A 10,170-nucleotide genomic window follows, 5' to 3' on the forward strand; every position below is an offset into this window, starting at 1 on the left:
ACGGCAACGGCGAACAGATCGTTGTCGTCGCGGTACTGCATGTCGAGCTGCCAGCCTCCGGCTTCGGCCAGCGCCGCGTGGGACTCCGGGGTATACTTGCGCGACGCGCTGACAAGGATCGGCTCGTCGGCCGCGAAGGCGAACTCGGCCTCCTCGATACGGGCCGTATGGGCCTTGCGTGCGATCAGCTCCATGTCGATCCGGGCGAGCCCGGCATTCCAGCTGGCGCGATAGGTGAAGGCGTCCGGGTCGATCCGTACCCCCGGCTCGGCGGCGAGCCGGACCAGCGCGTTCGTGGTGAACCGCGCGGTCACGCCCTGGCTGTCGTCATAGGCCGCCACCAGCGTCGCTGCGTCCTTGACGAGGTCCGCGCCCAGAACGAGGACCCGCACATCGCCCCAGGCCCGGATATCGGTCAGCAGGTCGCGCGCGACGTCCGGCTCCAGATTGCCGATGGTGGAGCCGGGAAAGAAGGCGGTCTTCGGCAGCGCCCGCACGGCGCCGGGCAGCGTGACCGAGCGGGTGAAATCGGCCACCGCGGGATACACCGGCAGTGCCAGAAAGCGCCGGCGCAGGTCCTGCGCCGTCTCTTCCAGAAAGTCGGCGGAGATGTCGATCGGCACGTAGGCGCCCAGATGCGGCGCGGCCTCGAGCAGGATGCGCGTCTTCGCGCTCGCCCCCGAGCCGAGCTCCACCAGCGCCCCGCCGGACGGGATCAGGGCGGCCAGCGCGTCTGAATGCCGGCGCAGGATCGCCGTCTCGGTCCGGGTCGGATAGTATTCCGGCAGCCTGGTGATCTGTTCGAAAAGCGCACTGCCGGCCGCATCGTAAAGCCATTTCGGCGACAACCGCCTGGGCCGTTCGGCCAAACCTTGCGCCGCATCCGCCGCGATCCCCGAAAGCGAAGCCCTGGAGGCAAGGTCTCTCATGACAAGCGCCCCGCAAAACCAAGGGGTGCCTGAACCGAAAGACCGCTCTCGCCATGGTCTTCAAGCTGATGATGTCAGCCAAGAAGAAGTGGCGAAAGATCAACGGGCCAAACCGTCTGCCCGAGGTCATCGAAGGGGTTAAGTTCAAAGACGGCATCAAGCAACTTCAAACCGCCGCCTGACCAAGGCCGTCACCAACTTTTGGGCATAGCTCCGAAGTTCCTGCGGTGCCAGACTCAACTGGTCAGGTCGAATTTCTTCTACACCCGGTGTGTTGTGTGCTAAACTCCTACCGGGAAATCCATGCGGCGGTAGCTCAGTTGGAAGAGCGGCAGGTTTCCATCCTGTAGGTCGCCGGTTCGAACCCGGTCCGCCGCTCCAGCATACCTCATGTGGCGTTTTTGGCCTCGCTGCTACGGCCGCCTTCAGTGATTCATATCGCATTCGCCGATACTGGTTGCTGACTAGCAAGCATGCAAGGGTGGATAATTGAGGGGGCAGAGATAAGTAATTTTTTATTTTATGTATGTAAATCATACCTTTATAGTATTTAAGTGGTGCTGCTGGAGAGAATCGAACTCTCGACCTCTCCCTTACCAAGGGAGTGCTCTACCTCTGAGCTACAGCAGCGCCGTGCGCGGGGGAAGTAGACGTATTCTTGCCGCCTTGCAAGCCCTCTCTGGACGGTTTTTCCCCGGCACTGTAGACGGGGCTCATGAGCGGAAAAACCGACCCCAAATCACCCCGAAAGCCCGATAAGGACCGGGATGCGCGGCTGAAGGCGGCGCTGAAGGCCAATCTCAAACGCCGCAAGCAGCAGGCACGGGTTCGGGCCGGGGCAGATGACAGCGCGAGCCAAGAGAAAGAGTAGGCAGGCATGGACTCCATCATCATACGCGGCGGCAAGCCGCTGTCGGGCGAAATCGAAATCGCCGGGGCCAAGAACGCGGCCTTGACGCTGATGCCGGCGGCGCTGCTCAGCGACGAGCCGCTGACGCTGACCAACACGCCGCGTCTGTCCGACATAAAGACGATGACGACCCTTCTGCAATCGCTGGGCGCCGAGGTGTCCGCCCTGCAGGATGGCCGGGTGCAGGCCATGGCCTGCCACGGCGAGATAAACCACGTCGCCGACTATGACATCGTGCGCAAGATGCGCGCCTCGAACCTGGTCCTCGGACCGCTTCTGGCGCGCGCCGGCCGGGCGGTGGTGTCCTTGCCAGGGGGCTGCGCGATCGGGGCCCGGCCCATGGACATCCATATTCAGGGGCTCGAGGCGTTGGGTGCCGAGGTCGAGCTGAAGGACGGATACCTGCACGCGACGGCGCGGCGCGGCCTGACGGGCGCGCGGGTGGATTTTCCCTTCGCTTCGGTCGGGGCCACGGAAAACGTGCTGATGGCGGCCACGCTGGCCAAGGGCACCACGGTCATGACGAATACCGCGCGCGAGCCCGAGATCGTCGACCTGGCCACCTGCCTGCGCAAGATGGGCGCGCAGATCAGTGGTGACGGCACATCTGAGATCACCGTCGAGGGGGTTGACAGGCTGCACGGCGCGACCCACCCGGTTGTGACCGACCGCATCGAGCTGGGCACCTACATGTTGGCCCCGGTGATCGCGGGCGGCGAGGTGACCTGCATTGGCGGTAGCCGCGACCTTGTCGGCGCCTTCGCCGAGAAGCTGGAGGAAGCGGGCGTTCACATTCATGAAACGGCGCTGGGCCTGCATGTGGCGCGCCGCAACGGGCGGCCGCGGGCGGTGGACGTGACCACCGCGCCCTTCCCGGGGTTCCCCACGGACCTTCAGGCCCAGATGATGGCGATGCTCTGCCTCGCCGAAGGCACATCGGTGCTGGAGGAGCGCATTTTCGAGAACCGGTTCATGCATGCGCCGGAACTGACGCGCATGGGCGCCGAGATTGACGTGCAGGGCGGCACCGCGACGGTGACCGGTGTCGCGGAATTGAAAGGCGCGCCTGTCATGGCGACCGACCTGCGCGCCAGCGTGTCGCTGATCCTGGCCGGGTTGGCCGCCGAGGGTGAGACACAGGTCAATCGCGTCTACCACCTGGACCGCGGTTACGAGGCGGTCGAAGACAAGCTGGGCGGCGTCGGAGCGGATATCGAGAGGGTGCCGGGCCAATGACAGGGGACGCGCGTTTCGAGGACGGGGCCGAGCGCCCGCTGCGCCTGAGGGCGCTGGATGCCAATGATCTTTCGGTGATTTCGGGGCTGGTGCAGGACGCCATCTTTCCAGGCAGCGAAATGCGCTGGGACAGAAGTGCGCGGCGCTTCGGTCTGCTGCTCAACAGGTTCCGCTGGGAGGATGCCCCCCGGGCCGAGGCCCAGGGGCGGGCCTATGAACGGGTGCAATCGGTGCTGGCCTTCGAGGACGTTCTGTCGGTACAAAGCCAGGGCGTGGCGCCGGGCGACAGCGAGACGATCCTGTCGTTGTTGGCGGTGCGCTTCGAGCCTGGCGAGGATGGAACGGGGCAGGTGCTGCTGACGCTGGCCGGTGACGGTGCGATCCGGCTGGAGGTCGAGACGCTGGAGGCCGTGCTGCGCGACGTGACCCGGCCCTACGCGGCCCCATCGGGCGCCCGGCCGAACCACCCCGAGGCGTAGCCCTGCCAGATTGAGCGCTTCCGCGCCCTTTTCACGCGGACATCGGGGTCGCGCCGCGCTGTTTCGCGTGGCGCGTCGATCGGCTCGGCGCCTTGGGCGCATCCCCCATCCGCGAAGGGTGCGGACTCTCCCGCGACTTTTTGGACCCGTTAGAGCCGATGGCCGCATTGCGGCTTCGGTGCGGGATTTGTATGGGAACGGACAAAGGAGAAAGCCCATGCCCGTGTTCCTGTCGACCGAGGATGCCGATTTCGAGACCGGCTTTGCCGCGCTTCTGGGGATGAAACGCGAAGACAGCCCCGAGGTTGATGCCACGGTGGGCGAGATCATCGCCGATGTCCGCGCGCGTGGTGACGCGGCGGTGCTGGAGCTGACAGCCAAGTTCGATCGACTGGACCTGACGGCCGGTGACATGCGGATGTCGGAGACCGAGATCGCAGGCCATGCCGCAAAGGTGCCCGCCGCCCAGCGCACCGCGCTGGAGCAGGCGGTCGAGCGCATTCGTGCCTACCATGCGCGGCAAATGCCGCAGGATGCCTGGTGGGAGGATGAGGCCGGGGCCGGCCTGGGTTGGCGCTGGACCCCGGTTTCGGCAGCGGGCCTCTATGTCCCCGGCGGGCTGGCGAGTTATCCGTCCTCGGTGCTCATGAACGCGGTTCCGGCCAAGGTGGCGGGGGTCGGGCGGTTGGCCATGGTGGTGCCCACGCCCGATGGCGTGGTGAACCCGCTGGTGATGCTGGCGGCGAAGCTGGCCGGGGTGGACGAGGTCTATCGCGTGGGCGGGGCTCAGGCCGTGGCCGCGTTGGCCTATGGCACCGAGACCATCGCGCCCGTGGACAAGATTACCGGGCCGGGCAACGCCTTCGTGGCCGCGGCCAAGCGCCGGGTCTTCGGCAAGGTGGGTATCGACATGATCGCGGGGCCGTCCGAGATCCTGGTGATCGCCGATGGTAACAATGACCCCGACTGGATCGCGCTGGACCTGCTGAGCCAGGCCGAGCACGACGAAAGCGCGCAGTCGATCCTGATCACGACGGATGCGGAATTCGCGCGTGGCGTGGCGCGCGCCGTCGAGGCTCGGCTAGAGACGCTGGAACGCCGCGCCATTGCCGGGGTCAGCTGGCGCGATTTCGGTGCAGTGGTGGTTGTGCGGGACCTCGATGAGGCAGTGGCCCTTTCGGACCGGATCGCGCCCGAGCACCTTGAGTTGTGCGTGGCGAACGCCGAGGCGCTGTCGGGCCGGATCACCCATGCCGGTGCGGTCTTCATCGGGGGCTGGACGCCAGAGGCGATTGGCGATTACGTGGGGGGGCCGAACCATGTTCTGCCGACCGCGCGGTCGGCGCGCTTTTCCTCGGGATTGTCGGTGATGGATTTCGTCAAACGCACCACGCTTGCGCGGATGACCCCGGCGGCCCTGGGCCGGATCGGGCCGGCGGCCGAGACGCTGGCGCGTGCCGAGAGCCTGGAGGCGCACGGCCTGTCGGTGCGGGCCCGGCTGGACAAGCTGAACGAGGGCGATGAATGAGCCGGATCGTCGATATCCAACTGGACGACAGCGGGTTGCCCCCGCCCACGCCCGAGATCGAGCAGGAGCGCAAGGTCGCCATGTTCGACCTGCTGGAGGAAAACGCCTTTTCCCTGCCCGAACGCGAAGGGCGCGAGGTGCCGTCAGGGCCCTTCAAGCTGGCCCTGTCGATCCGCGACCGTCGCCTGGTCTTCGCGGTGGCCACCGAGGACGACACCGAGGCGGCCGAGTTCCAGCTTTCGCTGGGCCCCTTCCGGCAGGTGGTCAAGGATTACTTCCAGATCTGCGAAAGCTATTTCAACGCCGTCAAGAATTCGACCCCCGGCCAGATCGAGACCATCGACATGGCCCGTCGCGGTATCCACAACGAGGGCGCGCGGGTGCTGCAGGAACGGCTGGAGGGCAAGGTGATCGTGGACACCGATACCGCCCGGCGGCTCTTTACCCTGATCTGCGTGCTGCATTTCGGGGTCTGACGGATGGATGCGGCAGCCCCACAGCCCCTTCCGCAATCGGTGCTGTTTTGCTGCGATCACAATTCCGTCCGCTCGCCCATGGCCGAGGGGATCATGAAAAAGCTCTACGGCACCGAGACCTATGTGCAGTCCGCCGGGGTCAAGGGCGAGCTGGAAGTGGATGGCTTCGCCATCGCCGTCTGCCAGGAGATTGGGGTCGAGCTTTCGCGTCATCGCACCCGGTCCTTCGACCAGATGGCGGAATGGGGCGACGACCTGTCGTCGTTCGACCTGATCGTGGCGCTGTCCCCGGCCAGCCAGCGCCGGGCGCTGGACCTCACCCGGCATGTTCACTTGGAGATCGACTACTGGCCGGTTCTTGACCCCACCGGTCTGGGCGAAGGACGCGCGGCCAAGCTGAATAGTTATCGCCAGACCCGCGACCAGATATTCGAGCGGTTGACCAACCGCTGGGGCCCGGGGCGCGAGGCATGACCGGTATCGACGTGCGACCCCTGACCGGTGCCGACCTGGAGCCTGCGCTGGAGGACGTGGCGCGGCTGCGCATGACGGTCTTTCGCGACTGGCCTTACCTCTACGATGGCTCCTTCGACTACGAATATCGCTACCTGCAGAGCTATCGCGAGAGCGCAGGGGCGATCCTGGTGGGGGCCTTCGACGGCGCGCGGCTGGTGGGGGCGGCAACGGGTGCCCCGATGGAGGATCATGCCGAGGATTTCGCCCGGGCCTTCGACGGGCAGGGAATCGTCCTGGAGGACATATTCTACTGTGCGGAATCTGTTCTGTTGCCATCGTATCGGGGTCAGGGGATCGGCCATGCCTTTTTCGATGCGCGCGAGGCGCATGCGAGCGCTCTGGGCCGGAAGTACAGCGCCTTCTGCGGTGTTATCCGCCCCGACGATCATCCGATGAAGCCCGCGGATTACCGCCCGCTGGATGGTTTCTGGCGCAAACGGGGTTACCAGAAACTGCCGGATGTCATCGCGCATTTCGACTGGACCGATATCGGCGAGACCGCGCAGACCTCCAAGCCGCTGCAATTCTGGATGCGGACCCTATGAGGATCGCTGCTGTCGCCTACCAGGTCGAGCGCCTCTCGGGCTGGACCGCCCTTGACACGAAATGGGACACTCTCTTCCAGACGGGGCCGGCCGATCTTGTCGTTTTGCCGGAATACGCTGCGATGGAAGCTGCACTGATGGCCGCTCCGCCGACGCTGTCACCCTTGCAATGGCGTGACCAGGCCGCGGATCGTGCCGGGGCCTGGTGTGACCTTGCAGCGGCATTTGCCACGCGACATGCCTGCCACTTATTGGCAGGCACCGGGCCGGTCCGCACCCCGCGGGGCCTGGTCAACCGGGCCTGGCTGGTCGGACCGGATGGCATCGTCGCCCACCAGGACAAGTTGATCCTGACCCCCTACGAGCGCGAAACGCTCGGACTGGTCCCGGGTGACGGATTGAAAGTTTTCGACACGGGATTGGGCCGTATCGGCATCCTGACCTGTTATGATTGTGAATTCCCGATCCTTGCCCGCAGACTTGCCGAGGCGGGGGCGGACATGATCCTGGTGCCCTCCTGCACCGATGGGCCTGCCGGACAGACGCGGGTGCGCCAATCGGCCCGCGCCCGCGCCATCGAATCCCAGTGCCTGGTGGTGCAGGCCCCTCTCGTGGGCCGGGTCGCGGGGTGCGATATCGTGGATGACAGCACCGGCCGGGCGGGTCTGTTCTGCCCGCCCGATCACGGGCTTCCGGGTGACGGCATCCTTGCCCAGGGCGAAACCGATCGCGCCGGCCCGGTGGTCGCCGAACTCGACCTGATGGCGATCAGAGCGCCGCGGCAGACCGGCCAGGTGGGCAACTTTTCCCACTGGGACGAGCAGCAAAGACACGATCGCGGCGTCAAATCCGTCCCACTTGTCTGATTGGCCCTTGAAATATGGGCGTCTTAGGCTCAACTAGGCGCGTCCGCGCTTGTGCGGAAAACAGCAACGGAGTGAACATGGCCAAGGAAGAACTGCTCGAATTTCCCGGTGTCGTGAAGGAACTCCTGCCGAACGCGACATTCCTGGTCGAGCTGGAGAACGGCCATACGATCATCGCGCATACGGCAGGCAAGATGCGAAAGAACCGCATCCGTGTTCTGGCCGGCGACAAGGTTCAGGTCGAGATGACACCATACGATCTGACCAAGGGCCGCATAAATTACCGGTTCAAGTAACGCGGCGCCAAAGGCTTCGCGACAGTGCGGGTAAACGTTTTGCGCGGCGAAATGTGGCCGGCACCCGGCTGCAAAACTGGGCGCTGAAATGACCGACACCCCCAAACTCATCCTCGGCTCTGGCAGCCCGCGCCGACTGGAGCTTCTGGCCCAGCTGGGCCTGGTTCCCCATGACGTGCGCGCGCCCGATATCGACGAGACGCCGGCGCCGGGCGAACACCCCCGTCACTATGTGCGCCGCATGGCCCGTCAAAAGGCCGAGTCCAGTGACTGTGCGGACGGCGAGGTCGTGCTGTGTGCCGATACCACCGTGTGCATGGGCCGGCGCATTCTGGGCAAACCCGCAAACGCGGGCGAGGCGGCGGCCTTCCTTCATGCCCTGTCCGGCCGCCGCCACAAGGTCATCACCGCCGTGGCCGTGCGAACGGGCGAGGTTATCCGCGTCAAGGATGTTGTCACGCAGGTCAGGATGAAGCCGCTCTCGGATGTCGAGGTGAACGGTTATCTCGCCACGGGCGACTGGGAAGGCAAGGCGGGTGGCTATGCCATCCAGGGGCCCGCAGCGGCCTTTGTGCCCTGGATTGCCGGCTCCTATAGCGCAGTGATGGGGCTGCCTGTCGTCGAAACGGCGAACCTGTTGCGCGCGGCCGGTGTCGAGGTCTGGTCATGAAGGGGCGGCGTATCGTTCTTGACACCCTGAACGGGTGCGAGGCGGCGGCGCTGATGGTGGACGGCAAACTCGATGACCTGCTGATCGACGACCCAGACCAGATCCGCCCCGGCGCGATCTTCCGCGCCATCTGCGACCGTCCGCTGAAAGGGCAGGGCGGCATGATCCTGCGCCTGCCCGACGGCGAAAAGGCCTTTCTGCGCCACGCCAAGGGACTGGCCCCTGGCCAGCCGCTGCTGGTGCAGGTAACGGGCCATGCCGACGAGGGCAAGGCGGTGCCGGTTACCGCAAAGGTCCTGTTCAAGAGCCGCCATGCCATCGTCACGCCCGGCGCGCCGGGCCGCAATGTCTCGCGCCGGATCAAGGACGAGGATGAACGCGAGCGTCTGCTGGAGGTGTCCCACGAAGTGGATCTGCCGCCGGGCGCGGGGCTGATCCTGCGGTCCTCGTGCGCGGGCGCCGATCCGGAAATGATCGCCGGGGATATCGCCGACATGGCCGCGCTGGCCACGGCTGTGACAGGCGACGCCGTGAAACCAGACCCCGAGGCCCTGGTCGAGGGGGACAGTCCTCACACGCTGGCCTGGCGCGACTGGACCGATCCGGCCGAAGTGGTGACGGAGCCCGGCGGCTTCGCCCGTGAAAGCGTGCTGGAACAGATCGAGGCACTGTCGTCAGGGCATGTCGCCCTGTCCAATGGCGCCTTCATGTACATCGAGCCGACCCGCGCCCTCGTGGCGGTAGACGTGAACACGGGTGGCGACACGTCGCCGGCGGCCGGGCTCAAGGCGAACCTCGCCGCGGCCCGGGATCTGCCCCGTGCGCTGCGCCTGCGCGGCCTTGGCGGGCAGGTGGTGGTAGACTGCGCCCCGATGACCAAGGCCCACCGCAAACAGGTCGATAGCGCCCTGCGCGCGGCCTTCCGCGCGGATCCGCTCGATACCACGCTGGTCGGCTGGACACCGCTCGGCCACGTGGAACTGCAGCGCAAACGCGAACGCTTGCCGGTGCTGCCGAGACTTGGCAGTCTTCTGGCATGACATGCCCGCTTTGTGCCAAACCCACCGTGCCAGGCTTCCGCCCCTTCTGCAGCCGCCGCTGCGCCGACCTCGATCTTGCGCGCTGGCTGGGCGGCAGCTACGCCGTGCCCTCGCAGGACCCCGAGGAGACGCTTGAGGCGCTTGAGGAAATCGAGCGCCTCGACCGCGACACACCCCCACGTCGGCATTGACGCAAAATGGGTCTGGACACCCCCCGGGCCATCCCCTAGAACGCGCCCACCCGAACGCCACGCGTTCACCCGTGCCCGGGTAGCTCAGGGGTAGAGCAGTGGATTGAAAATCCTCGTGTCGGTGGTTCGATTCCGCCCCCGGGCACCATTAGCTTCAACTCAAAACGGTGCTCCGTCCCTAAGCCTTTGGGACTATTGATTTCTATGTTCGTCCTCGTCACCCCGCAAATCGCGCTTGTAGCTAGATTTGTAGCACGCGAGGAAAATCATGAGAGGGCTACATCTCAAACAGATCCAAGGTATTTGGCATTACCAGCGACGGCGTCCCGTCCGCTATCGAGACGTTGAGCCCAGAGAACTCATCCGCTTCTCTCTCCACACCCGTGACTTCGCCGACGCCAGGCTACTAGCGGCACAAATTTCACGCGATCTCGATCAAGATTGGTACGAAGCCAAGGAGCGGGGCGTCTCACTGTGCGCACAAGATG

The 10,170-nt window shown here is 65.5% G+C and carries 14 protein-coding genes, 3 tRNA genes and 1 pseudogene; 16 read left to right on the forward strand and 2 right to left on the reverse strand.

What is annotated here, in order from left to right; translation table 11 throughout:
- A partial coding sequence (gene egtD, locus VJ897_RS15120; protein WP_324056634.1) for an L-histidine N(alpha)-methyltransferase occupies positions 1–929 on the reverse strand: 929 nt, incomplete at its 3' end.
- A gap of 11 nt (positions 930–940) precedes the next feature.
- On the opposite strand from egtD, the pseudogene VJ897_RS15125 reads away from it, so the two are divergent.
- Together VJ897_RS15125 and VJ897_RS15130 are read left to right on the forward strand one after the other, a co-directional pair.
- Positions 941–1,111: pseudogene (locus tag VJ897_RS15125) on the forward strand (IS256 family transposase); the annotation flags it as partial.
- 123 nt (positions 1,112–1,234) lie between these two features.
- Positions 1,235–1,310 (forward strand) — tRNA-Gly (locus VJ897_RS15130).
- 174 nt (positions 1,311–1,484) lie between these two features.
- Here VJ897_RS15130 and VJ897_RS15135 read toward each other — a convergent pair.
- Positions 1,485–1,559: transfer RNA gene (locus tag VJ897_RS15135), tRNA-Thr, on the reverse strand.
- A gap of 85 nt (positions 1,560–1,644) precedes the next feature.
- Here VJ897_RS15135 and VJ897_RS15140 point away from each other — a divergent pair.
- The 14 genes from VJ897_RS15140 to VJ897_RS15265 form a co-directional block, all read left to right on the forward strand.
- On the forward strand, positions 1,645–1,800 hold the full coding sequence (locus VJ897_RS15140) for a hypothetical protein (protein ID WP_324056636.1): 156 nt from the start codon (positions 1,645–1,647) through the stop codon (positions 1,798–1,800).
- 6 nt (positions 1,801–1,806) lie between these two features.
- Positions 1,807–3,075 (forward strand): UDP-N-acetylglucosamine 1-carboxyvinyltransferase, encoded by a 1,269-nt coding sequence (gene murA / locus VJ897_RS15145; RefSeq protein ID WP_324056637.1) that lies wholly within the window; start codon positions 1,807–1,809, stop codon positions 3,073–3,075.
- Complete coding sequence (locus VJ897_RS15150) at positions 3,072–3,554, forward strand: DUF2948 family protein (protein ID WP_324056638.1); 483 nt, start codon at positions 3,072–3,074, stop codon at positions 3,552–3,554. Before murA ends, VJ897_RS15150 begins: the two co-directional genes overlap by 4 nt.
- A 217-nt stretch (positions 3,555–3,771) precedes the next feature.
- Entirely contained in the window at positions 3,772–5,082 is a 1,311-nt protein-coding gene (gene hisD / locus VJ897_RS15155) for a histidinol dehydrogenase (RefSeq protein ID WP_324056639.1), read from the forward strand.
- Positions 5,079–5,558 (forward strand): UPF0262 family protein, encoded by a 480-nt coding sequence (locus tag VJ897_RS15160; protein WP_324056641.1) that lies wholly within the window; start codon positions 5,079–5,081, stop codon positions 5,556–5,558. The genes hisD and VJ897_RS15160 overlap by 4 nt, the downstream gene beginning before the upstream one ends.
- A 3-nt stretch (positions 5,559–5,561) precedes the next feature.
- A complete protein-coding gene (locus tag VJ897_RS15165) occupies positions 5,562–6,032 on the forward strand; it encodes an arsenate-mycothiol transferase ArsC (RefSeq protein WP_324056643.1) in 471 nt (156 codons plus the stop codon).
- Positions 6,029–6,619, forward strand: a complete 591-nt coding sequence (locus VJ897_RS15170) for a GNAT family N-acetyltransferase (RefSeq protein ID WP_324056644.1) — start codon at positions 6,029–6,031, stop codon at positions 6,617–6,619. Before VJ897_RS15165 ends, VJ897_RS15170 begins: the two co-directional genes overlap by 4 nt.
- The gene (locus VJ897_RS15175) at positions 6,616–7,485 is read left to right on the forward strand and encodes a carbon-nitrogen hydrolase family protein (protein WP_324056645.1); all 870 of its coding nucleotides are present in this window, start codon (positions 6,616–6,618) and stop codon (positions 7,483–7,485) included. The genes VJ897_RS15170 and VJ897_RS15175 overlap by 4 nt, the downstream gene beginning before the upstream one ends.
- A gap of 77 nt (positions 7,486–7,562) precedes the next feature.
- The gene (gene infA, locus VJ897_RS15180; RefSeq protein WP_008186030.1) at positions 7,563–7,781 is read left to right on the forward strand and encodes a translation initiation factor IF-1; all 219 of its coding nucleotides are present in this window, start codon (positions 7,563–7,565) and stop codon (positions 7,779–7,781) included.
- 88 nt (positions 7,782–7,869) lie between these two features.
- Positions 7,870–8,451, forward strand: a complete 582-nt coding sequence (locus tag VJ897_RS15185; protein WP_324056650.1) for a Maf family protein — start codon at positions 7,870–7,872, stop codon at positions 8,449–8,451.
- Positions 8,448–9,491, forward strand: a complete 1,044-nt coding sequence (locus VJ897_RS15190) for a ribonuclease E/G (RefSeq protein WP_324056651.1) — start codon at positions 8,448–8,450, stop codon at positions 9,489–9,491. The genes VJ897_RS15185 and VJ897_RS15190 overlap by 4 nt, the downstream gene beginning before the upstream one ends.
- The gene (locus tag VJ897_RS15195) at positions 9,488–9,682 is read left to right on the forward strand and encodes a DNA gyrase inhibitor YacG (protein ID WP_324056653.1); all 195 of its coding nucleotides are present in this window, start codon (positions 9,488–9,490) and stop codon (positions 9,680–9,682) included. The genes VJ897_RS15190 and VJ897_RS15195 overlap by 4 nt, the downstream gene beginning before the upstream one ends.
- A 73-nt stretch (positions 9,683–9,755) precedes the next feature.
- A tRNA-Phe gene (locus VJ897_RS15200) sits at positions 9,756–9,830 on the forward strand.
- A gap of 120 nt (positions 9,831–9,950) precedes the next feature.
- On the forward strand, positions 9,951–10,170 hold a 220-nt coding region (locus VJ897_RS15265), incomplete at its 3' end, for a DUF6538 domain-containing protein (protein WP_414706770.1).

The organism is Salibaculum sp. (genome assembly GCF_035270045.1).
GTDB lineage: Bacteria > Pseudomonadota > Alphaproteobacteria > Rhodobacterales > Rhodobacteraceae > Salibaculum.